The organism is Pseudoalteromonas sp. (assembly GCF_041629635.1).
Classification (GTDB): domain Bacteria; phylum Pseudomonadota; class Gammaproteobacteria; order Enterobacterales; family Alteromonadaceae; genus Pseudoalteromonas.
The window spans coordinates 20689-43282 of sequence record NZ_JBFKMX010000013.1 but is presented as its reverse complement, the minus strand read 5'-3'; the positions used below and the strand labels follow the sequence as shown (position 1 = coordinate 43282).

Genomic DNA, 22594 nt, shown 5'->3' with positions numbered 1-22594 from the left:
GATTATGCATTTACATAAACTGCTCACAATAAGTGCTATTTTTTGCTTTTAGTTGGTTGCACATTAACCACAAGAGACATTAAAAATGGCTATTTACCAAGCTATCAAAATCTCACTACCCACAAAGACACCAACACAGGTTATCATCAACGTTGGGTATCAAGAGAAATGACGCGAAAAGTATCGCCATTCAAACCACAGGCGGTATACCTAGCGCCAGTTATCTATTACCCGCAGCTGGAGCAGCATCAACAAATTGATTATCTATCAGCAACGAAAATACAACAGTATTTAGATATGCGAATGAAAACCATTGCTTAGCAGTATTTCCCTATTTCAACCACTAAGGGGAAAGATGTATTGGTGATTGAACCTGCAATTACTGCGGTAAAAATATCGCTCGAAGATTTATCGCCCCTTGAAGTAATCCCCTTCCGTGCTGTTATCTCTGCGGTTAACTTATCGCTTGGTGGGCGCGACCGTGACGTAGAAATCCGCCTTGAAACCAAAATCAAAAACGGTTTAAACGATAGGTTACTTGCTAAAGCTGTGCATGGCGGGCAAGGATTACAAATTGAAAACAGTAGTGAAAAACTCTCATTAGATCATATAACGCAGTTAATCGAAAGCTGGTGTTTTGCGTGGGATCAACAACTAAAGGCTTATAAACGTAGACTGGACGAGAATGCATAGCGCGCTACACTGTTTTTAGTTACACTCTAATTAATTGAGAATTAAAAAAATACCCCATGGAATTATTGTTTTACGCTACAGCCTTTATTTGTGGCTTTGTTATTTTACAGTTTAAATTACCGCCGCTAATTGGCTTTTTATGTGCTGGTTTCATTTTAAATATCGCTGGCTATCAAAGCAGTGAACTGCTTGAGCAAATGGCCAATCTTGGAGTTACGCTATTACTTTTTAGCATTGGCTTAAAACTAAAAATTGGCAATTTAACCAAAGCACAGGTGTGGGGCCCTGCAACCATACATATCGTGTTATGTAGTTTATTATTTTGGGGTGCCTTACTTGGCTTTAGTTGGCTAAAGCTACCTTTGTTCTCAGAACTGACAACACAATCAGCAGCAATTTTAGCGTTCGCGCTGAGTTTTTCATCAACCGTTTTTGCCGTTAAAGTACTCGAAGAGCGCGGTGAAATGTCAAGCTTACATGGTAAGGTGGCCATTGGTATCTTAGTTATGCAAGATATCTTTGCTGTTGTTTTCCTTGCCATAAGCACAGGCAAAGTACCCAATTATTGGGCCATTGCATTGGTGCTAGCATTACCTCTGGTTCGCCCAGTGTTTTATTGGATGCTTGGTCGTTCAAAACACGGTGAAGTACTACCACTGTTCGGCTTTTTCTTTGCTCTTGTGGTTGGTTACAATGCATTTGAATTTGCCGGTTTAAAAGGTGATTTAGGTGCACTGATCATTGGTATGATTTTAGCGCCGCATAAAAAAGCGGGTGAACTTTCAAAGGCTTTATTAAGCTTTAAAGATCTGTTCTTAGTCGGCTTCTTTTTAACAATTGGCCTAAATGCAGAGCTAACCTTACATGCCCTAATGGTTGCCACCATTTTGATTATTGTGCTGCCATTTAAAATTTTACTTTATTACATTTTAACCAATGCATTTCATTTACGTGCCCGCACATCATTGCTTGGCGCATTTTCGCTTTCGAATTACAGTGAGTTTGGTTTGATTGTATGTGCGCTTGCGGTATCAAGTGGCTGGCTCACAGGTGAATGGCTCGCAGTGGTTGCCATTGCAGTGTCTATTACCTTTATTATTGCATCGCCTCTCAATAAGAAATCGAATGAGCTGTATGTTAAATTAGAAAATTACCTGCTGAAATTTGAGTCGAGTAAACGCCTTGCTGAAGAGATGCCAGTTAATTTGAATAAAACCAAAATTCTTATTTTTGGCATGGGCCGTGTCGGTACGGGTGCCTATGAAACTATCGCGCAAACCTACCCTAACTCTGTCGCAGGTGTTGATATCAATCCTGAAACAGTTGAAAAGCATATTAAACGAGAACGTTTTGCTATTTTGGCAGATGCTACCGACCCTGATTTTTGGAATCGTATTAATCACTCAGAAGTAGAAATGGTAATGTTAGCAATGCCCAAGCACGCGCAAAATCTATTTGCTTTGGAGCGATTAAAAGCATCTGGCTTTTCTGGCCAAGTAACAGCTATTGCCAATTACCCTGATCAACAAAAAGAACTTGAAGATATGGGCGTTCATACCACTTTTAACTTCTATTTAGAGGCTGGTAGTGGCTTTGCTGAACATGTAAAAGAAAAGGTATTTGCTGCGACTGAAAAAGCGTAACTCACACTCGTAACGATTACGTTCGTTTACATTTTTGAAACACATGGCCATGTTGTTTGGGGTAACATTTAGGTAACAATTTCCAATCCTAAATGACGTGGTTATGCATCAAAAAACTAAGAATAAAGCACTATCCTCTGAATTGCTTGAGTACATTAGTGACGAACTAAGTTATCTCGATGCAGATGTTGCTAAGCTCACCTTTTATAATTTATTGCTAGACAAACACGCTGTTCCTAAAGACCACGCGCTTCGTCATAATCCGCAACATCATTTACCGGTTGAAAAGCTCAATCTTTTATTACAAGAAAAAGGCTTTACGCCATCAAAACAGATCAAAACTCAGATTCACTAGGGTATACTAGTGGTGACTTTCACAACACTACTTTATGTATGCTTGCAGACAAACAAGCGTTGTTAGACGCTATCAATCAGCCAATGCCATTCGGTAAATATGCTGGCTGTCCACTCTTAAAACTACCAGAGCCTTACCTCGTTTGGTTTAAACAAAAAGGCTTTCCCGAAGGCAAATTAGGGCAACAACTTGCATTAATATATGAAGTGAAACGTAATGGCCTTGAAAAAGTGTTAATGCCATTGCTTAAGTAATTATAAGGAACAGACTGTAATGCAACTCTCTCAATTATCACCGCAACCGCTGTGGCAAATTTTCGAAAAAATATGCAGCATTCCTCATCCGAGTAAGCACGAACAAAAGATTTCTGCATGGATCCAGCAATTTGCCACTGATCTTGGCCTTGAGGTTAAAGAAGACAAGGTAGGTAACTTAATCATCAAAAAACCAGCGACCGCAGGTATGGAAAATCGCAAGGGCGTTATTTTACAAGCACATATGGACATGGTGCCGCAAAAAAATAACGATAAACAACATGATTTTGTAAATGACCCTATTGAAGCCTTCGTTGACGGCGAATGGGTAACTGCGAACGGCACAACCCTAGGTGCAGACAATGGTATTGGCCTTGCTGCAAGTTTAGCTGTGCTGCAAAGCACAGACATTAAACATGGTCCGCTTGAAGTACTTGTCACTATTGACGAAGAAGCTGGTATGACGGGTGCTTTTGGTTTAGAAGCAGGTTGGCTTGATGGCGAAATTTTACTTAATACCGACTCAGAAGACGAAGGCGAAGTTTACATGGGCTGCGCAGGTGGTATTGATGTAAATGTTGAATTACCAGTTGAGTGGGAAGCGACAGACTCAACTAAATCAGCTGTTAATGTATCGCTTAATGGCTTAAAAGGCGGCCACTCTGGAGTTGATATTCATCTTGGTCGTGGCAATGCCAATAAGCTACTTGTTCGTATGTTAAGCTTGCTTGAAATTGATTATGCAATCGCAAACATCCAAGGTGGCTCTCTTCGTAATGCAATCCCTCGCGAAGCAGAGGTGACATTAGTAATTAATGAACAAGACAAGGTCCTATTAACAGCAGCCTTAAACAACATTAATAGCTTATTTTTGTCTGAAATGAGCAAGGTAGAGCCAAATATCAAGCTCTCTGTTAGCGATGCGCCACTGCCTGAAAAGCAACTAGCAAAAGTATCTCAAGCAGCAGTAATTAACAGCATTAATGGTTGTGTTAATGGTGTAATTCGCATGAGTGATAGCATTGACGGCATCGTTGAAACCTCAACAAATTTAGGTGTTGTCGTCACCAAAGACAACCACATAAGTATTAAATGTTTAGTTCGTTCACTGATTGATAGTGCACGTACAAATACACAGAATATGATTGCATCGACGTTTACGCTTGCTGGTGCAAGTGTAACCTTTACTGGTGCTTATCCTGGTTGGGAGCCAAAAGACGACTCACAAATTAAAGATATCTTACGTGAAACGTACCAAGGCATGTTTGGCTCATTGCCTAAAATCATGGTGATCCACGCTGGCCTTGAGTGTGGTTTATTTAAAGATGCCTATCCGCATTGGGATATGGTGTCATTTGGCCCAACGATCCGCTTCCCTCACTCGCCAGATGAAAAAGTGAAAATCGATACGGTTGAGCCTTTCTTTAACCTGCTGGTTGAAGTGTTAGGTAATATTCCAAGCAAAGCTTAAAATAAAAACGAGCGTTAGCCGCTGGTTTTTTTAGTTTGTTTATTAAGGCGTAATTTAGTTACGCCTTTTTTAGCACTGCGTTTTAATGATTTGGCAGATTCAACAAACGGTTTTGTATAAATTGCGAAAAGTGAATCATGCCCACAATCATATTGCCCCACACCTATTGAAATTTTACCAACCTCTGAGGCTTTAATTAGCGTGCCGGTAAATCTGTCCCAAATCGCAAGTGCCGAGCCTAAGTTAGTATCAAAATGGATTGGGTTATCGCTATGATGAATTTGATGCTGTGCTGGGCTAATAAAGATCCCTTCTAATTTATCACCCCAAGATAACCAAATATGCGAATGACGTAAATTAGAGCCAAATAAATTAAACAAAAACACAAATACATTGGCGCCTAACACATCAAACATACTAATGGCATCGGCAAACAGGTAATACCCTAGTCCCACAGCGGTGCCCTGCACAATCGCCATACGGCAGGCATATAAGTAGCTTTCTACTGGATGTGAACGATAAATGGTAAACGGCGTAAGTACTTTGGCACTGTGATGCACTTTATGAAATTCCCACAAAAATGGAATTTTGTGCAGCGCGTAATGCAGTAAAAAGCGCGTAAAATCATCAACAATGAAAAGCAAAAATGTAAAGAAGGTAATGATTTTCCACTTTGCTAATGTTATTGGTTCGATATGGCCAAATAAAAACTCTAAAACATCGCTTAATGCAATGGCAATGGGTGCCATGGTCAATACAATTGGGCCAAACAATAACGCTTTTAACAGCTTATTCACCACCCATAAGGCGTAATCTTGTTTAGCGCTTTTTGCAAGCCATACCGACTTAGGAAAGAGAAAATTGATAAAACCAATTGGCGAGCGCTGACTTACCGCTGCAAAATAAACGGGTAATGCCAAAACCACCGCACTTAATAAATATATATAAAAAATGCGTTTATTAGCATCGGTGAAGTAACTCGGTAGTTCACTTAAACTTTTAGAAAATATCTCTAACACATCAGTTCCTACAAAAAAGGGGCAAAATGCCCCTTAATCACAATACCAAAGAATTAGAATTGGTATTTATAACCAATAACAAACTGTCTTGGTTTACTTGGTCTTGCACCATACGGGCGACGGCTGACAATATATGCTTCATCAGTCAGGTTATCAATCTTACCATAGATGCGACCATATTGACCAAGATCGTAACTCGCTGAAAGGTCAACAATCAAGCTGGTATCGGTTTTTACACCCTCAAGCGTATTGGCTCCCGCTGGTGCACCAATCACTTCACCAGCAACTTCCTTCATCTCACTTACGTATTTGAAATTAAGGTTGGTTTCCCAATTGTTTGCGGCAAGGCCAATTTCAAAATTCAATTGATGATCAGGTAGATAAGGTAGTGAGTCACCAGCTTCAACTTTACCCCATTGCACAAAATCAGAATCAATATCGTTTTGGAACTCTGATTTTGTGTAGGTGTAAGTAAAGCTATATGGCATATCAAATTGTGTACTAATTGGATAGCTTTGTGCTAATTGCGCTTCCACACCATACACATTTACTTCACCACCGTTAAACTCTTGGTCTAACTCCTCATCAACACCACAACTTGATTGTGAACAGCTTTCTTTTAAATTGCTGTAGTCATTAAAGAAGCTAACAATTTCAAAGTTAGTTGCACCATCATTAAAGCGGCCACCAAATTCGTAATTAACGCTCTTTTCAACTTCAATCTCTGAGTTTTGTTTTGGGCTGCTCGGCACAAAACCTTGATGCACACCAAATAATACACCTGCATTTTCAGTCAACTGATAGAAACCACTGACACCTGGTAACCAAATGGTGGTTGATTTACGTTGCCAGTCATCTTTATCAACAGTGTCGGTATAAAACATATCCATGTCTTCGCCACGCACACCCACAGATACGGTTAAGTCACCAAACTTAACGGTGTCTTCAATGTAAATAGAAAGCGCTTCGGTATTCTCGATATTTTGTGTTGTAAATTTTTTCGCTTCTTCGGTTCTTAGCGCAAAACCATCCGTCATTGAGTATTTTTCTTCGAAATGTTTACGCTCAATTTCGTCTTCGTGGTAACGCACACCAAATGATAATTGATGATCGATATTAAAGAGTGAGAAGTTGTAATCGGCATCAACTTGTAACCCTTGCGAATAATACTCGCGATCGTTAGTGCCCATTACCAAGAACATAGTATTAAAGCCAGCTTCAACAGAGTTTTGTTGACCTGAAATCACATTATATTCACGTTCGTAATAGAGTGGATCGGTCATAATATCTGACAAACTCGCATTTGAGCCTGTTAATTTGCCAAGTTTACGCCAAGCACGCTCATAATCGTTACGATACAAACGTGTAGTTATCGAAAACACATCGCTTGATAAATTATGGGTAAACATAAATTGCGTGTGCTCAGTATCCATATTCGCAGGTTGTGATGCGGCATAGCGACGATATGGATTTTCTTTAAAGTCCGCCTCAGTTAAACCTAAATAGGTTTCATCTGAGTTTTCATCCGCATAAGAAAGCTTAAGTTCAAAGCTTTGATCAAACTGTTCACCATCAAGCAAATATTTAGTTTTAAATAAGAAATCATTTTTCTTAAAACCTGAATCGCCACCGTTATCGATTTCTTTAAAGCCATCTGCTTGAAGGCGTACTGCTTCAACTAACACACCCACGTTTTTGGCGACTTCAGTACCAAAAAAGCCGTGAGCCTTATGATAACCATCAGCGCCCGTTGCTAAATCTAGACCTGCGGTTAGTTCAAATGGCACTTGGCGTGTTACCATATTTAGCGCACCAGCCACTGTTTGTGGGCCGTGTTTAATCGCTGCAGGGCCTTTAAACACTTCAACGGCGGTCATACGTGTTGTTACTGGGAAGTAATAAGCCGCAGCTGCTGAGTATGGCGCAGGGCCAATTAACACACCATCTTCTAAAATAGTTACTTTTTTACTACGCTCAGGTGTAACACCACGAAAGCCAATGTTAGGGCGCAGGCCATAACCATCCTCTTCACGAATATTCACACCCGGTACCTTGGCTAGTATGCGGTGGATATCATCGTATTCGTATTTTTCAAGTTCCACTTCTGAAAGCAGTGTTGCAGACCCTGATTCTGTTCGTAATTTATTGCCATGACTAATAATCGTTATATGCTCAATGTCATCATCATTGGTTTTCTTATCGTCGGCAAAAATTGGGGTTACATAACTTGCAATTGCTAATGCTAATAGTGTTTTTTTCATATTCATAAAGCTCTAATCATTATCACCAGCGGAAGATTTAGGTAACTCAAGCGCAAGCTTGTTAATAAAGTCATGTTTAAGTTGATCAGTAACGTCTTTTACTTTTTCATGCGTTTGTTCAACTTTTGCTTTTTCATCAATTAGGGCTTGTTGTAACGTGCCATTAATTGATTCAAGTGTTTTATTAGAATCGGTTAACCCTTTAAGCATCGCATCTTTGGTGTCTGTGCCCTCTTCTTCAATCAGAAAATCATCAAAACCAGTCGTGTTGTCTTGCGCAATACCATTGCCTGTAAATAATTTTTCAAAAGCAGCAAGATTTGCTTGGATATTAGCGAGTGATTGCGCTGCAATTGGCGATTCAACGTCTTGCGGGCAGGCTTCTAAACCACACGAATTACTTTCATAGCCCAGTGGCAGAGCTAACTTTTTATCTTTTACTTGCTCGGTAAGGTAAAACAGCGCATCAGAAATCACATTCACCGCAGCATGAGCTGAATCAAAACTCGAGTCAACTTCGCCTGCATTTTTAAGTGCCATGGCGTAGCCTGAATCGCCATTCCATTTATCAAGTAATACTTGGCTGTTATCGACAAGGTCGCTTGCAACTTCAATTGCAAACTCACAACGCGCAATGCGACGCTCGCTGTCACTGCGGTTATTCCAATCTGCAAGTGCGTCATTGGAAATTGAGCAGCTGTGATTCAGCTGTTCTGAAAATAGTAAATGCTCTAGGCTTACAAGACCACGGCGAGTAGCTGTACGCTCTTTAATATCATAAGGTCTGGTTGAATCTAGGTTGATCATGCCATCTTCAAAATACGCGGTATCTTGGTCAACACCACATAAGCTTTTAGCTGGCCACGAATAAATTAAATTGCGCAGCTCACCTTCGTTTTCCAAAAGTGGCCCCATTTGCATTAGTTCAGCATGTTGCCAAAGTGCCGTGGTATCTCGCCAGCTTGTTTGTGCCTCTAAAAGTGCAGCTAAGCGCTCATCTTCTGTAGCTTCACCCTCTGCTGCCGATTTTTCAACGGCGCAATATTGGCTTAACGTTGCATGATTCGCAGCTGCTTGTTGATTAAATGAGGTAAACGTTGGTGTAATAACATTATCAACTAAGTTCGCAACAAGCGCTTTTTCGTCAAAACTTGTACCGCCGCCATTACCAGGGTCGGTCGTGCCACCACCATAGTTCGGTCCTTGTGTACTGGAGGTATCTTCTGAACACGCCGCTAACGTCAGTACTAGCGATGTTACAAGTGCTATCGGTTTAAGTTTTGCGGATATCAACATAAAATTATCCTAAAATCTCGAATAATAAATACAGCAAAAGGTTAGCGACCTAAATCACTAACCTTTTAATTAATTTAACGTTTATTTTAAATTACCAGTTCTCTGAGTTTGCATCAGCAAAGTCATACGCGTTATCTAAGATATCACGTGCAGCGATTAATTTCGCTTTGTAGTTTGCAAATTCATCAGCCCCAGCAAGCACTGGCATATCACCGAATAAGTCATGCATTTCCACAAACTGAGTTGGACCTACGGTATCTTTCTTAGGATTCAATGCATGGTTTGCAAATGGTGAGAACGGGCTGAATTGGAAGTTAAGAGCAAAGCCTTTCATTTCACCCCAATGTTTAGCGTAATCTGCAAATTCTGCTGATGTGTATTCGCCATCTTCAATGTTCTCAATATCAGCAATCACGTCATTGATATAATGAACAACTGTTGCTGCGATTGCTTTTTCCCATGCTAATGCTGCTTGGAATACATGATTTTCGAATTTCGTTTTATCTTCTGCCGAAAATTCATCAACATTTTTACCAACGTTATCAGAAATCATTTTACGACCGGCGATAAAGTGTGTCATTGCCTTAGCCGTTAAATCTGTAGCAACTTCAGCACCTAAGTCACGCTTAGCAGCATTAGACGAGTTACCCCAAATAAATTCTGAAGTTAAATCAATTACACCATCGCCATTGATATCGTTTTTGCCTTGAAAGTTCTCACGGCCCGCTTTTTTAGCAATTTCACTGTCTGCATATTCTAAGTAGTTACGCGATGCACCAAAGTAACCAAAACCTTCATCAAATTGATGCTCAAGTGCTGTATACGTTTTAGTACCTTTGTCAGATACCTTGTTATCAGAAGCTAAACCTTCGCCAAGATAATCATCTGTCCCCTGCGAGAACATTAATGCGCCAAGTGTATGCTTTTGAACTAGCTGAACTAAATCTAAGCCTTCAGGTGTGATATACGCTTTTGAAATAGCTACCCCGTTTGCATCTACTAATGCATCACCTGCGTTTACTTTTTCAATTTGTGTTACGAATAAATCAAAATAGTGAAGTACTAGACCTTCTGGTGTCGCAGCTTGAGTACCAAAGTCAGACCAACCTTTGAATGATTGACCATCATCCCAAACTTTATACATTTTACTTGGGTCGTTACCTGCAATTTTGCCACTTAATGATTTATCTGTTTCTGAAATATCAAAAAATGTTTTTTGCTTATAAGATGAAAGGTCATCGCCTAAGTGTGAAATAGAAGAATCAACTACCGCAGCATAATCACCCCAAAGTGCATTTAGCTTAGCTCTTACATCTGCTGCCATAATGCCGTTTGTTTCGATGTATTCAACCGTCATTAAGCCCATGTAATGCTTAATTTCTGCTGAAAGTGCATGACGCGCAGTTTGACCTGAATAAGATACTGATGAGCCGCTGAAACCAGCAAGTTTGCTGTCAAACTCATAAACATTAACACCGTTTTCTGCATCGATGTCTTCTACTGTTAATGTAAGTGCTTTAGAGAAAGTTAAGCCACCAGCATCTGTTACGGTTACATTAACGGTAACTTCTTGTTCTTCTTCAAAGTTAACTGCAAGTGCATCTTTAAGCTTTAAATCTGTGCCTACAATTTCAAAACGCTCATCTTCAATAGAGAAAGTAAGACCGCTTGTCGCATCGTCAGTTGCTGTTAGCGCACCAACAACAACACCTAGTGTATCTTCAGAAATAGTTGAAGTTGAAATTTGAATATCAGTTGGCGCTTGATTTACAGGTGTTACTGGGTCTTTACTATCACTACCGCCACAACCAGTTAAACCAATAGCCGCAGCAAGCACAGCAGAAGCTAATGCAGATTTACGAAGATTAATCATTATTCGACCTATTAAATAATTTTTATTAATGAAGATTTATAAACTAACGCTATTATAAACCTCAAATCCAATGAGAATCAATATCATTTAGTTTATTTTAATATTTTATTTACGCAAATAAGTGTATCAATGCTAATACAACAATTTATGACGTCAGATCAAAGAATGATTAATTTGATTAAATTAGGACTGTAATTGCAATTCAATTACAAAGCAAGCGCCGCCTAAAGGGCTTTTTTCTAAATAGCATTTGCCATTGTGCCAATTAATAATTTTTTGCACGATAGCTAAGCCGAGGCCAAACCCTTTAATTTTTTTGTTACGGCTTTTATCAAGGCGGGTAAAGGGTTTAAATACATGCTCCCATTCTGATTGCTCAATACCCACGCCATCATCAGCAACTTTTATAAATACACGACTTGCTTGCTGATAAATGGATATGCGAATTTCATGCTCAGCATATTTTAATGCGTTGCCAACAAAATTCTGTATAGCACGACCAATGAAATGTGCATCTGCAGTAATAATAAGTGGTGAACTTGTTTCAATATTTATTTTAATTTTGCTGTTAAATCCAAGCTTTTCTGCAAGTACCGTTGCCTGTTCTACAACATCATATTGTTCTAAATTTAGAGTTGGCTTTTCACGTTCAAGCTTAGCAAATTCCAACATTTCACTTACTAAAGCATCTAATTCTTGAATATCTGCTTGCATGCTTGCTAAGTATGGCGCTGTCTGCTCATTGCTTTGTGTATCTTCTAGCATCGCAATAGCAAATTTTAGCCGCGCTAAAGGCGTTCTAAATTCATGAGATACCGATGACGTAAGCTCTCGCTGGCTATCAAGCAAATGTTTGATACGCTCTTTCATAGCCATCAAGGTTTGTTTTATTGGTAGTAGTGCCGATTTATCATCACTACTGAGCTGAAGATCTTCAGGGGCATTAATATCATGACAAGCACGCTCTAACTGATTGAAATCGCGCCATAACCAATAACTCCATGCCGCAACAGGCAGGCCTATTACCATCAGCATAATAATAAATGGCCAAATAGAGTCGTAACTATTGCTGTCAAAGCGGTAGGGGCCGATTTTTAAGAGTTGTGAGTTATCGAATTGCAGATACCAAATGACTTGTTTTGGGCCATCAAAAACAGGAATAGCCTGCCCTTGTTGTAAACGGGATGATTGCTCTGGTAAAAAGGCAATTTGGTCGGCAGGAATAATTTGATGCTGATAAATATGCTTCAGCTTATTAATGCCGTTAGGCGTGACAGCTAAAGCTGAAATCGATTCACTAACTTGCGGTGCGAGTGGCAACGCTTCGATGCCATTAGGCTCAGGCCATAACTTTTCGAGCGCGCCACTTAAAATAAAGATTGAAACGATAATATAGGCATAGAGGCTAAGGAATAACTTGCCCATCTAATCTCCTAAAGAGTTATTACTAACCCCAAGCATCTGACACAAACAAATAACCTTGACCCCAAACTGTTTTAATGCGGTAAGGTTTGTCACTATTATCGCCTAACTTCTTACGTAAACGCGAAACACGCACATCAACCGTTCTATCGAGTCCATCATACTCACGGCCAATCATTTTTTCGTGCACAAAATCACGACTCAATACTTCACCTGCACTATTAGATAATAACCAGAGTAATTCAAACTCGTGCGACGTTAAACTTACTTCATTGCCCATTAACTTAACAATGCGACTGTTTTTATCAATGGTCAGCGAACCAAAGCGCAATTCTTCTGAACTTTTTTCAACAGCACCACGGCGTAATAATGCGGAAATACGTGCTAATAACACACGTGGTTCAGCAGGCTTAATGACATAATCATCAGCCCCTAATTCAAGGCCAATTACTTGATCAAAATCTTCACCTTTTGCAGTAAGCATCAGAATCGGTAATTGGTAACGGTCTCGTACTTCACGACACACACTAAAGCCGTCTTTACCTGGTAACATCACATCCAAAATCATTAAATCAGGCATATTTGCCTCAAGCGCGGCCATCACTTCAGCACCATTACTTAATACATCAACCGTCATACCATTGTGCTCAAGGTAATCTTTGGTTAATTGTTGCAGTGCTAAATCGTCTTCCACTAATAAAATGTGTGCCATGTGTATCTCCTAGAAAAAGCTCCACGGGGTGCGTAATCTTCTACGCTGGGACTTTGTATTACTACTTTGCACTTTAATTTTGGCTGTAGCAATTTGTTCACCGCTTTTGCGATTCACTAAGGAGTATACAGTGCCAAACTGAACGTCCGCTTTATAACTAAAATTACCATTAATAGCACTTTGCCAACATTTTAACGGTGTTTGATCACGTAAAATACACACGTCTTGTGATGTTTCTGTTTGCCACACAAAATTGACTTCAATTTGGCACACATCATCACTGTTTTGCACCATACAAACTGCAGGTGTCAGCTGAAACTGAGTACTTTTATTTGCAGTAGCATTAAAACTGGTTAAAACACATATAACTAAAAGCAAACAATATCTAAAAAACATGGGTCACCCCTGTAAATATTGTCACGCTTTCATCACTCGAAAATAAAGGACTATCACTTAAAGAACCAAGGTTGTGGTATTTAATTTTAGCCAGCAAACCAAAACGCTCGTTGATAGGCATTTGCCAACTAACTTCAACGTGCGGTAATACGGCAGCATCCTGCTCAAAGGTTTGCCCGACATTATCGTCGGCCTGAATACCATAATAATAATCTGCGAGTTTGTGAGATAAATAATCGAGCCCCAAACGCACACTGAGAACCCCAGAACCAAATTGCCAACCCTTGGCCAAGCTCAGCGCTACTCGATAACCAAAATGAACTCCACTAATATCATGCAAAACATCGGCGGAGAAACGCCATGAATCTGCGATATATTGATAATTCAATCCACCATCCAGTGCCCAATTTGGGCGATTTATCTCAGAAATGGATATCCTGTCGCGTGTTGCTGGTTCCGTGTAAGCGTTTCTAACAATAAATACGTTGGCAGGGTGCCAAGTAACGAAAAAGCGATTTTCTGGGTTTAATTCGGAGATAAGACTAATCACATGGTGTTTTTCATCCACCAAAGTAAGACCTAACTGGCCGTTGTCAAAATAAAAGCGCTCGCCATAATATGCAATATCTGGAATCGCAATTAATGGAAAGTTATCCCCCTCATTTAGCGGATTTGAAATTGTTCCAAGACCTAACGCTAAACCAAGGCGCAGTTCGCCTTGTTCTATCGCTTCATCTATTTGCTTAGCACTAGTAGCTAGGCAAAAGAACAATATAAATATGCAAAAGAGATGCTTCAATATTTAAAATTCTCCGAGAAAACACGCGCACTTTACCAATCAAAACAAATCCTGCAACAAAAATTACAATTACTTACACGTCGGAATAAAAATCAGCCAATTAGTAATTCTTTTTTCCTAGTTATTTAAGCAATTGCCATATAGCATTCATGATTGGCTGCTGTAAATGTGCTTTTTTTGTAACTAGGCCAACATCAAATGCAGGCACAGGATCGGGCATTGCTAAAATCTGCACTTTATCCTTAATAGGACTATTATCGACAACAACTTTTGGAATAAGTGCCACACCAAAACCTAAACTAACCATTGAAACTGCAGCTTCGTTACCTGCTACCTTAGAGTATATAAGTGGATTAATGCCATTTTTATGCCACCAATCGGCTAAGCGCTTTCGGCTTAGTCCCTGATCAGGCACGATAAAGGGTAGTTTTTGCCATGGTATTTCAGAACGATTATTTATTGCCTCATTGATCATCGCACCCAGTGGCCCATCATCATTCGGCGCAATAAAAACAAGTGGCGATGAGCCAAGCGAATAAAATGCCAAGCTTTCATGCAATTTATCCGGCCTTGCAGCAATGGCCATATCTTCAAACCCCTTCATCACACGCTCAATTGCAAGCGCAGGATCGCCTGTATTTAGTTTCACTTCTATATGTGGGTGGGCCAACCTCACCTTTTTTAATAAATCATATAAAAAACTGTAAGTTGCGGTAACAGAGCTAAACAGTTGCACTTCACCTGAAAGTGCCTCACCAGCTTCATTTAACGATGAACGAAACATTTGCCATTCAGTAATTGTTGTGCGGGCATAACGTAAAAAAGCTTCGCCTTGTTTAGTGAGCGAAACACTGCGTTTATTGCGATTAAATAGTATCGCCCCTACTTCATCTTCCAATTGTTTTATATTCCGGCTAAGTGTTGGTGCACTGACATTTGCCAGCTCGCTTGCTTTAGTAAAGTGTAATTGCTCTGCAAGCACCAAAAACAATTGTAGGCGTTTAATATCCACGACAAACCTTTATTTCATTTTTTGTAATACAATAATTCAAATATATCATTTTACGCAATTAATAATTTCTTTTAAGGTTAAATCAATGCTGCAAGACGCAGCGCATTATTTATTATTAGGAATTAGACATGGCAACGAATTATTTTAACAGCTTACCGTTACGCGAGCAGCTTGCGCAGCTAGCGCAATGTGAATTTATGGATCCATCAGAATTCAGCGATGGTGTTGATGCGTTGGTTGGTAAGAAACTGGTTGTCGTTGGCTGTGGTGCGCAAGGCCTTAACCAAGGCTTAAACTTACGTGATTCGGGTCTTGATGTATCTTACGCATTACGTGAGTCAGCAATTGCTGAAAAACGTCAATCTTATATCAATGCAACAGACAATGGTTTTGTTGTTGGCACTTACGAAGAGCTGATCCCAGATGCGGATTTAGTACTTAACTTAACACCAGATAAACAACACACCAGTGTAGTAAAAGCGGTTATGCCATTAATGAAACAAGGCGCAACGCTTGCTTATTCACATGGTTTTAATATTGTTGAAGAAGGCATGCAAGTTCGTGACGATATTACAGTAATCATGGTTGCACCTAAGTGCCCTGGTACAGAAGTTCGTGAAGAATATAAGCGTGGCTTTGGTGTTCCTACACTTATCGCAGTTCACCCAGAAAACGACCCTGAAGGTAAAGGCCTTGCTCAAGCGAAAGCGTATGCAGCAGGTACTGGTGGCCACCGTGCGGGCGTTTTACTTTCATCATTTGTAGCTGAAGTAAAATCTGACCTTATGGGCGAGCAAACAATTCTGTGTGGCATGCTGCAAACGGGTTCGTTACTTTGTTTTGACAAAATGGTTGAACAAGGTATCGACGCTGCTTATGCATCAAAGCTTCTTCAATACGGCTGGGAAGTTATCACAGAAGCGCTTAAGTATGGTGGTGTAACTAACATGCTAGACCGTTTATCGAACCCTGCAAAAATTAAAGCGTTTGATTTATCTGAAGAATTAAAAGTGATTATGCGTCCACTTTACAACAAGCATATGGACGACATCATGAGCGGTGAATTCTCATCAGGTATGATGGCAGATTGGGCTGAAGATGACGCGAAGCTTTTAGGCTGGCGTAAAGAAACTGGCGAAACTGCATTTGAACAGCAAGCAAATACCAGCGACGAAATCACTGAACAGGAGTTCTTTGATAAAGGTATCTTAATGGTAGCTATGGTTAAAGCAGGTGTAGAGCTCGCTTTTGAAACCATGACAGCAGCAGGTATTAAAGAAGAATCTGCGTACTATGAATCACTGCATGAAACACCGTTAATCGCTAATACGATTGCACGTAAAAAGCTATATGAAATGAACGCAACTATTTCAGATACTGCTGAATACGGTTGTTACTTATATAACCATGCTTGCTTACCACTATTAAAAGACTTTATGGGCACAGTAAATACTGATGTTATCGGTAAAGGACTATCAACAACGGATAATCGTGTTGATAACGCGCGTTTGATTGAAGTAAATAAAGCACTTCGCTCACACCCAGTTGAAGTAATTGGTGAAACGCTGCGTGGTTACATGTCTGCAATGAAACCAATAGTTTAAAAAAACCCTGAGTAAACTGCCCGCCTGAAGCGGGCTTTTTTTTGCCTTGGTTTTAGGGTCTATTGATCTTTGCTGTTCTATTTTTGTTCTCTTTGAGCGTGCTTTTATCGCGGCGATCGATGTGTGGCCTAGCAATCTAAGCGAATATCGAGCAACAATGAGAAAAGTGTGCTCAAAAGAACCATTCGGCAGCGCTTGATTGCGTTTTCTACTGTGTTATCGGCTGACTCACATAGCATAACTATGCCACGCAGCCTCTGCCTTGTATAAAACGCAATTAAGCTGCAGCAAAAACGAACTTGAAAGATCAACAGACCCTAGGTTAATGTAGCCAAAACAATTTAAGGGGTATTAGATATGGAACATGCGCAGTCTGGCATTTTTAATGAAAATAATCGCCACAGCTATTTTTTAGAATATGTCATTACCAATCGCGATACACAAACACTTTCACAGCTTACCCAAGCGCTTAAAAATATCACTCACAGTATCAAATGCAGTAATGTTATCGCATTTGGTAAGCGCCTTTGGCAACACATCGACACAGAGCACAGCCCATTAGAATTTAACGATTTTGCTACCCTATCAGGCCCTTTTGGTCACACTGCACCAGCTACACAGCATGATTTACTGATTTGGCTTTATGATGATGAGTTAGACAATGTGTTTGATGCAATGCAAATATGTCAAAATCAACTTACAGAGCTGGCAATTTTGGCACTTGAATGCCCGGGGTTCCGCTACAAAGATAACCGCGACCTTACCGGGTTTGTCGATGGCAGCGCTAATCCCAAAGATTTAGCAGCAAAAGCAGAAGCGGCACTTTTACCAAACACACATTCACATGCTGGCGGCAGTTTTGTTTTAACGCAAAAGTGGGTTCATGACTTAAGTGAGTTCGCAAAAATGCCAACGCAAATGCAAGAAAAAGTGATTGGCCGCACCAAATCAAATTCCATTGAGTTAGAAGGTGATGATATGCCTGAAAACTCGCATGTAAGCCGTACCGATGTCAAAGTAGATAACGTTGCGATGAAACTCTATCGCCGCAGTGTACCTTTTGGTAACGCCAATGAAAAAGGGCTTTATTTTCTGGGTTTTGCCTGCGACCAACAGCGTTTTCAAATTCAGTTAGAGCGCATGTTTGGTTTAACTAACGACGGTATTTACGACAAGTTAATTGATTTTTCCAAAGCGGTGAATAGCGCCTATTGGTTTGCACCATCACAGCAGCAACTAAATGCTTTATTTGGGAAATAAACTGTAACAATTTAACCAAGCAAAGGGTGCGAAACTTTACTATCTTTAATCAAGTAGTTAGAAGTTTCTGGAGGTGTTATGCGTCTTTCATTTTGCTTGGTTTTACTGTTGTTAATGGGTTGTAATTCAACTCAAAATACACATAAACCACCTCCACTCTTACTAAATGATGATCAATTTTCTCGTGTAACCATTGAATCTAAACAGGATGTATTTGAATTATCCGAAAGGTCAATTGCAATTATGGAAGCGGAAATATCACGCTCATTAGATCAGCGCTTAACAACACGCTCTTTACTTAAATATATATTCGCACCTGAAAATCAAAGTTTAAATTACCTCACTGGCGCAACACTTACCGCCGAAGAAACTTTCAACAGTAAAGACGCAAATTGTCTTTCGCTGTCAATTATGGCGCATAGTATGGCAAAACACTTTGGTCTTGAATCGCGTTTTCAACAGGTATTTATTCCCGAGTATTGGGCAAGTGAGAATGGCTATAGCATGCTGACTGGCCACGTAAATTTACGTTTAAAAAGACCAAATTCAAGTAATGTTGCCCTCACCTCTACAGTTTATGATGCAGTTGGTGACTTAATTGTCGATTTTAACCCTAGTAGCTTTAGGCAAAAATTCCGTACCCAAATAATTAGTGAAGACGTTATCCTTGCAATGTTTTATAACAATAAAGGCGCAGCTGCGATGATCAATGGTGAGCATGATCTTGCCTACTCTTACTTTAGTGCTGCCATTGAAAGTGCGCCTGAGTACAGCTCAAGTTTTGGTAATCTCGGTGTGCTTTATCGAATCAATAACAAATTTACACAGGCTGAAATTGCTTACAACCATGCATTATTACTGGACAGTGGTAATAATACTGCAAAAGGCAATTTAGCGCGCTTATACGACTTAACAGATCGCAGCACTCTCGCTGAAAAAATCCGCGCTGCACTCGAACATGAGCGCAGTGAAAATCCGTATTATGCAATCGCCAAAGGAAATGAAGCGCTGTATCAACAAGATTTTGAGCAAGCGATTCGGTTCTTCAAGAAATCTATTAAGCTTGATCGCAAAATACACGAAAGTCACTTTGGTTTAGCTAAAGCCTATTTTTATCTCGGTGAACTCGATAAAGCCTTGAATGAATTAGAAGAAGCCGAGAAACACGCATACTTTGAAGGTGAAAAACGGCGTTATCGTGGCAAAATTTTGTCGCTAAATGCCCATTTAATGCAATGATAAATATCGCTTTAATTGTACTTTCTCTTTCAATAACCTCGGAAGAGCAATTAGCATCACACGCGCACCTGCAATTTTTGAGTCATGATCAACTTGCAGGTCGAAAAACAGCTACTAAACACGCTAATTTAGCTGCCAGTTATATTGCAAAGCAATTTAAGCAGTATGGTTTGGCTCCTGTTAGCAATCATTTTATTGTGCCATTTCATTATAAAAACGGTTTTTTTAGTGAAGGTAATGCACATAATGTAATGGCCATTACTGCAACAATCACCAACAAACCAACAGTTGTTATTACCGCGCATTTTGATCATTTAGGCAGTAGCGGCAAGGGAGTCTACAACGGTGCAGATGATAATGCTTCGGGCGTGGCGGCTTTATTAACCTTGGCAAAATTGATTTCTGAAAACCCAAGCCGGCAACTTAATTATTTATTTTTAGCAACCGATGCAGAAGAAGCAGGACTGTTTGGCGCGCGCGAATTTATTAATAACCCACCTATCCCACTATCTAATGTATTAATCAACATCAATTTGGATATGTTAGGGGTAAGCAAACGAAAACGGTTGCTGGCGCTTTACAATACACCATCAAAGCCACTGGTTGAGGCACTAAAAGACACCAATTGGCATACCAATAGCAAATTAAAATTCACTAAAGGCAATGGTTTTTATAACAGCTCAGTGAAAAAACAACGACGTCGTATTATAGATGCAGGTGATCACCGTGCATTTTACAAAAAAAACATTCCAGTATTATATTTTGGTGTAGGTGAACATGATAACTACCACACCGTAGACGACACCTATGAAAATATTCACCACGGCTTTTTTGATGCCAATTTACATAACATCGCTAAAGTGATTTCTGAACTGGATGCAAATGCGCATCTGCTAAACAGCGCTTTACCCAATTAACTTTTTGCAGCTTACTTAACTTTTTGACTTGGTATTCTAATTTACTTGCTTCGCTTCGCGTACCAACTGGCATGTTAAAAATCAGAGTTAAAGGCCCTTTGCCAACTAAGGCTTTGGCACCTTTTCCCGAATCATGTTGCGAAAAACGCCTTGCTACATCAGTTGTAATTCCCGTATACCAATGGTGATACCGAGTTTCGACAATATATAAATGCCAAATAGGTTTAACCGATTGATTATTAGTGCAGATAACTTCATTAGACATAAAAACAGCGATTTGGGAACTTCAATCATCAATTTAAGTCAAATTTACACTTTTATAACCTGATAGCAAGAGGTATCATGATGCGATTAGTAGTAAGGATTAAAGAATTCAATGAATTGGTTTAAGTATATTTTTCTCTGTGCCGTATTGGTTATCAGCTCAGGTTGTTCTTCTTGGCTTTATAGAATGCCAATCCCACAAGGGAACTTTTTAGAGCAAACTGACATTGATAAGCTTCGTGTAGAAATGACGCGTGAACAAGTGTTGTACGTGTTAGGTCAACCAATTGCAAAAGACGCCTTTGATGAAAGCACATGGTATTACTTGTACCAATTTAACGCTGGCAGAAAAAATGAAGTGCGAAAAGAACTTATTGTTGAGTTTGACGGCGATAAATTAAAAGCACTGCGCGGCGACTATGAAACGCCTGAAGCATTTAACACGCCGCTTGAGCAGTAAGCAAAATAGTTAACTAAAAAAGTCATGCAAATGCATGACTTTTTTTATGACTGTCTGCGCCCTGACCGACCGCCAGTAATTTTGTTAGCGCGCCCTTCATCTTTGGCTTTTTCCGCCCGGCGTCTGCGTGCTTCTTTTGGATCGGCAATCAATGGACGATAAATCTCGATGCGATCGCCATCTTTAACTTCTTGATTTAATTTACAAGTACGATTCCAAATACCAACTGCTAATGAGGTTAAATCAATTTCTGGACATTTTTCTATAATACCGCACTGTGTTATCACTTCTTCAACGGTGAGGTCATCGTCAGTTTTGAAAGTCACAGTGGTTGCTGTATCTGGCAATGCATACACAATATCGATTGATTTCATTATTTGTACACCTGCTTTGCTCTTTGGGTAAATGCTTTTACCATATTATTTGCCACTTCGTTAAAAACCTTACCAAATGCCAACTCCACCAGCTTATTAGTGAACTCAAAATCAAGCTCAAGACTGACTTTACAGGCTGTTTCATCTAAAGGCGTAAATTTCCAACCACCCGCAAGCGTTTTAAATGGGCCGTCTAGCAATTTCATATTTATCGCTTGGCCTTCTATTAATGTATTTTCCGTCGAAAACCATTTACGCATACCTGCTTTCGATATTTCGACCGAAGCAGACATACACTGTGTAGTTTGATTATGTATTTTGGCACCAGAACAATTTGGTAAAAATTCGGGGTACTTTGAAACATCATTAACTAAATCATACATTTGCTGCGCACTAAACATCACCAGCGCAGATCGACTAATTTGCGGCATATACTCTCCAGATTCAACACCGCGAATTCTATCAAGGTTTAGCTAAGATACAAAAAAAGAAGCGCGAGAATGTCAAAAAAGAGTGTAAAACCATAACGGATAAGTATAATGACGCCATTATGGCAAAACACAAAAAACCAAAAGCACAAAGTAATACCATCGCGTTAAATAAAAAAGCGCGCCATGAGTATTTGCTGCAAGATAAATTTGAAGCCGGTATGGAATTACAAGGCTGGGAAGTGAAGAGTATTCGCGCCGGCAAAGTAAACATTACCGAAACGTTTATCCAAGTTAAAAATGGCGAGGCGTATTTACACGCAAGTCAAATTACTCCTTTACTTCAAGCATCTTCGCACGTTGTTTGCGATCCTATGCGTCCGCGTAAACTGTTATTAAAAAAACGTGAGATTGACCGTTTAATCGGTGCTGTAGAACGCGAAGGCTACTCTTTAATTGCAACTGCAATGTATTGGAAAAAATGTTGGGTTAAATTAGAGTTCTGTCTAGCAAAAGGTAAAAAGCTGCACGACAAACGTGCCGCGAGTAAAGACCAAGATTGGGCGCGTGAAAAAGAGCGTACAATGAAACATTCAGCGCGATAAATTACTAAATAAGCCACGCAAATGCGTGGTTTTTTGTCTGTAAACACTCTCATACCCTCCTCCTTTTTTCGCACTAAGCATGCTGCTAGAAAGTAATCCTTACTTGAACATTTCTGTAAATATTTCGTAATTCATATTTGATTACAATTGCTTTGATGTATTAACAACCTAAATTGTTAATTTTTTGTTTGCATGGTATTAATATTATTGGTTAGTTAATGGAAGTAAATTAACTAC

General features: G+C 39.7%; 24 protein-coding genes. 12 read left to right on the top strand and 12 right to left on the bottom strand.

Going from position 1 to position 22594, the window contains the following annotated elements; all coding sequences use genetic code 11:
- Positions 1-42: 42 nt before the first annotated feature.
- The 6 genes from ABYD77_RS03605 (at position 43) to ABYD77_RS03580 (ending at position 4416) form a co-directional block, all read left to right on the top strand.
- Positions 43-321, top strand: coding sequence for a hypothetical protein (locus ABYD77_RS03605; protein ID WP_372767075.1), 279 nt, complete (start codon positions 43-45; stop codon positions 319-321).
- A gap of 12 nt (positions 322-333) precedes the next feature.
- A complete protein-coding gene (locus tag ABYD77_RS03600; RefSeq protein ID WP_372767093.1) occupies positions 334-693 on the top strand; it encodes a DUF3313 family protein in 360 nt (119 codons plus the stop codon).
- A gap of 56 nt (positions 694-749) precedes the next feature.
- A complete protein-coding gene (locus tag ABYD77_RS03595; protein WP_372767073.1) occupies positions 750-2336 on the top strand; it encodes a cation:proton antiporter in 1587 nt (528 codons plus the stop codon).
- Positions 2337-2439: 103 nt separating this feature from the next.
- A complete protein-coding gene (locus ABYD77_RS03590) occupies positions 2440-2691 on the top strand; it encodes a hypothetical protein (RefSeq protein WP_372767071.1) in 252 nt (83 codons plus the stop codon).
- A 38-nt stretch (positions 2692-2729) separates the two neighbouring features.
- Positions 2730-2945 carry a DUF3820 family protein gene (locus ABYD77_RS03585; protein ID WP_038640770.1) on the top strand — a complete coding sequence of 72 codons (216 nt, stop codon included), beginning with the start codon at positions 2730-2732 and terminating at the stop codon, positions 2943-2945.
- 19 nt (positions 2946-2964) lie between these two features.
- Positions 2965-4416 carry an aminoacyl-histidine dipeptidase gene (locus ABYD77_RS03580; RefSeq protein WP_372767069.1) on the top strand — a complete coding sequence of 484 codons (1452 nt, stop codon included), beginning with the start codon at positions 2965-2967 and terminating at the stop codon, positions 4414-4416.
- Between the two features lie 14 nt (positions 4417-4430).
- Here the strand turns inward: ABYD77_RS03580 and ABYD77_RS03575 are convergent, their stop codons facing one another.
- The 9 genes from ABYD77_RS03575 to ilvY form a co-directional block, all read right to left on the bottom strand.
- Complete coding sequence (locus tag ABYD77_RS03575; RefSeq protein WP_372767067.1) at positions 4431-5435, bottom strand: sterol desaturase family protein; 1005 nt, start codon at positions 5433-5435, stop codon at positions 4431-4433.
- A gap of 53 nt (positions 5436-5488) precedes the next feature.
- Complete coding sequence (locus ABYD77_RS03570; RefSeq protein ID WP_372767065.1) at positions 5489-7696, bottom strand: TonB-dependent receptor family protein; 2208 nt, start codon at positions 7694-7696, stop codon at positions 5489-5491.
- Positions 7697-7708: 12 nt separating this feature from the next.
- Positions 7709-8992 (bottom strand): imelysin family protein, encoded by a 1284-nt coding sequence (locus ABYD77_RS03565; RefSeq protein ID WP_372767063.1) that lies wholly within the window; start codon positions 8990-8992, stop codon positions 7709-7711.
- Positions 8993-9083: 91 nt separating this feature from the next.
- Positions 9084-10865 carry a DUF4856 domain-containing protein gene (locus tag ABYD77_RS03560; RefSeq protein ID WP_372767061.1) on the bottom strand — a complete coding sequence of 594 codons (1782 nt, stop codon included), beginning with the start codon at positions 10863-10865 and terminating at the stop codon, positions 9084-9086.
- 183 nt (positions 10866-11048) lie between these two features.
- Positions 11049-12290, bottom strand: a complete 1242-nt coding sequence (locus tag ABYD77_RS03555; protein ID WP_372767059.1) for an ATP-binding protein — start codon at positions 12288-12290, stop codon at positions 11049-11051.
- Positions 12291-12312: 22 nt separating this feature from the next.
- Positions 12313-12999: a response regulator gene (locus ABYD77_RS03550; RefSeq protein ID WP_274760487.1), complete on the bottom strand. Its 687-nt coding sequence runs from the start codon at positions 12997-12999 to the stop codon at positions 12313-12315.
- A gap of 9 nt (positions 13000-13008) precedes the next feature.
- Positions 13009-13395, bottom strand: coding sequence for a DUF3019 domain-containing protein (locus ABYD77_RS03545; protein WP_372767057.1), 387 nt, complete (start codon positions 13393-13395; stop codon positions 13009-13011).
- A complete protein-coding gene (locus ABYD77_RS03540; RefSeq protein WP_372767055.1) occupies positions 13385-14167 on the bottom strand; it encodes a MipA/OmpV family protein in 783 nt (260 codons plus the stop codon). Before ABYD77_RS03540 ends, ABYD77_RS03545 begins: the two co-directional genes overlap by 11 nt.
- A 148-nt stretch (positions 14168-14315) precedes the next feature.
- A complete protein-coding gene (gene ilvY / locus ABYD77_RS03535; RefSeq protein WP_372767054.1) occupies positions 14316-15206 on the bottom strand; it encodes an HTH-type transcriptional activator IlvY in 891 nt (296 codons plus the stop codon).
- A 128-nt stretch (positions 15207-15334) separates the two neighbouring features.
- Between ilvY and ilvC the strand changes: the two genes are divergently transcribed.
- From ilvC to ABYD77_RS03515, 4 genes are all read left to right on the top strand, one after another.
- On the top strand, positions 15335-16810 hold the full coding sequence (gene ilvC / locus ABYD77_RS03530) for a ketol-acid reductoisomerase (RefSeq protein ID WP_372767052.1): 1476 nt from the start codon (positions 15335-15337) through the stop codon (positions 16808-16810).
- Between the two features lie 357 nt (positions 16811-17167).
- The gene (locus ABYD77_RS03525; RefSeq protein ID WP_372767050.1) at positions 17168-18070 is read left to right on the top strand and encodes a Dyp-type peroxidase; all 903 of its coding nucleotides are present in this window, start codon (positions 17168-17170) and stop codon (positions 18068-18070) included.
- Positions 18071-18148: 78 nt separating this feature from the next.
- Complete coding sequence (locus tag ABYD77_RS03520; RefSeq protein WP_372767048.1) at positions 18149-19309, top strand: tetratricopeptide repeat protein; 1161 nt, start codon at positions 18149-18151, stop codon at positions 19307-19309.
- Positions 19306-20226, top strand: coding sequence for a M28 family peptidase (locus ABYD77_RS03515; RefSeq protein WP_372767046.1), 921 nt, complete (start codon positions 19306-19308; stop codon positions 20224-20226). Before ABYD77_RS03520 ends, ABYD77_RS03515 begins: the two co-directional genes overlap by 4 nt.
- On the opposite strand, the gene ABYD77_RS03510 is transcribed toward ABYD77_RS03515, so the two are convergent.
- Positions 20165-20491, bottom strand: a complete 327-nt coding sequence (locus ABYD77_RS03510) for a GIY-YIG nuclease family protein (protein WP_372767044.1) — start codon at positions 20489-20491, stop codon at positions 20165-20167. The two genes, ABYD77_RS03515 and ABYD77_RS03510, sit on opposite strands and share 62 nt — an antisense overlap.
- A 111-nt stretch (positions 20492-20602) precedes the next feature.
- On the opposite strand from ABYD77_RS03510, the gene ABYD77_RS03505 reads away from it, so the two are divergent.
- Positions 20603-20950: an outer membrane protein assembly factor BamE gene (locus ABYD77_RS03505; RefSeq protein ID WP_372767042.1), complete on the top strand. Its 348-nt coding sequence runs from the start codon at positions 20603-20605 to the stop codon at positions 20948-20950.
- 44 nt (positions 20951-20994) lie between these two features.
- On the opposite strand, the gene ABYD77_RS03500 is transcribed toward ABYD77_RS03505, so the two are convergent.
- Positions 20995-21324 (bottom strand): RnfH family protein, encoded by a 330-nt coding sequence (locus ABYD77_RS03500; RefSeq protein ID WP_372767040.1) that lies wholly within the window; start codon positions 21322-21324, stop codon positions 20995-20997.
- Positions 21324-21755 carry an SRPBCC family protein gene (locus ABYD77_RS03495; protein WP_372767038.1) on the bottom strand — a complete coding sequence of 144 codons (432 nt, stop codon included), beginning with the start codon at positions 21753-21755 and terminating at the stop codon, positions 21324-21326. The genes ABYD77_RS03500 and ABYD77_RS03495 overlap by 1 nt, the downstream gene beginning before the upstream one ends.
- Before the next feature lie 119 nt (positions 21756-21874).
- On the opposite strand from ABYD77_RS03495, the gene smpB reads away from it, so the two are divergent.
- On the top strand, positions 21875-22357 hold the full coding sequence (gene smpB, locus ABYD77_RS03490; RefSeq protein WP_274760499.1) for an SsrA-binding protein SmpB: 483 nt from the start codon (positions 21875-21877) through the stop codon (positions 22355-22357).
- The last annotated feature ends 237 nt before the right edge of the window (positions 22358-22594 follow it).

Coding starts and splice junctions, on each gene's coding strand:
- ABYD77_RS03590 (WP_372767071.1), top strand. CDS start 2,440: ATGCATCAAAAAACTAAGAATAAAGCACTATCCTCTGAATTGCTTGAG.
- ABYD77_RS03495 (WP_372767038.1), bottom strand. CDS start 21,755: ATGCCGCAAATTAGTCGATCTGCGCTGGTGATGTTTAGTGCGCAGCAA.
- ABYD77_RS03555 (WP_372767059.1), bottom strand. CDS start 12,290: ATGGGCAAGTTATTCCTTAGCCTCTATGCCTATATTATCGTTTCAATC.
- ABYD77_RS03585 (WP_038640770.1), top strand. CDS start 2,730: ATGCTTGCAGACAAACAAGCGTTGTTAGACGCTATCAATCAGCCAATG.
- ABYD77_RS03545 (WP_372767057.1), bottom strand. CDS start 13,395: ATGTTTTTTAGATATTGTTTGCTTTTAGTTATATGTGTTTTAACCAGT.
- ilvC (WP_372767052.1), top strand. CDS start 15,335: ATGGCAACGAATTATTTTAACAGCTTACCGTTACGCGAGCAGCTTGCG.
- ABYD77_RS03515 (WP_372767046.1), top strand. CDS start 19,306: ATGATAAATATCGCTTTAATTGTACTTTCTCTTTCAATAACCTCGGAA.
- ABYD77_RS03565 (WP_372767063.1), bottom strand. CDS start 8,992: ATGTTGATATCCGCAAAACTTAAACCGATAGCACTTGTAACATCGCTA.
- ABYD77_RS03595 (WP_372767073.1), top strand. CDS start 750: ATGGAATTATTGTTTTACGCTACAGCCTTTATTTGTGGCTTTGTTATT.
- ABYD77_RS03580 (WP_372767069.1), top strand. CDS start 2,965: ATGCAACTCTCTCAATTATCACCGCAACCGCTGTGGCAAATTTTCGAA.
- ABYD77_RS03525 (WP_372767050.1), top strand. CDS start 17,168: ATGGAACATGCGCAGTCTGGCATTTTTAATGAAAATAATCGCCACAGC.
- ABYD77_RS03550 (WP_274760487.1), bottom strand. CDS start 12,999: ATGGCACACATTTTATTAGTGGAAGACGATTTAGCACTGCAACAATTA.
- smpB (WP_274760499.1), top strand. CDS start 21,875: ATGGCAAAACACAAAAAACCAAAAGCACAAAGTAATACCATCGCGTTA.
- ABYD77_RS03560 (WP_372767061.1), bottom strand. CDS start 10,865: ATGATTAATCTTCGTAAATCTGCATTAGCTTCTGCTGTGCTTGCTGCG.
- ABYD77_RS03500 (WP_372767040.1), bottom strand. CDS start 21,324: ATGAAATCAATCGATATTGTGTATGCATTGCCAGATACAGCAACCACT.
- ABYD77_RS03510 (WP_372767044.1), bottom strand. CDS start 20,491: ATGTCTAATGAAGTTATCTGCACTAATAATCAATCGGTTAAACCTATT.
- ABYD77_RS03520 (WP_372767048.1), top strand. CDS start 18,149: ATGCGTCTTTCATTTTGCTTGGTTTTACTGTTGTTAATGGGTTGTAAT.
- ABYD77_RS03505 (WP_372767042.1), top strand. CDS start 20,603: ATGAATTGGTTTAAGTATATTTTTCTCTGTGCCGTATTGGTTATCAGC.
- ABYD77_RS03570 (WP_372767065.1), bottom strand. CDS start 7,696: ATGAAAAAAACACTATTAGCATTAGCAATTGCAAGTTATGTAACCCCA.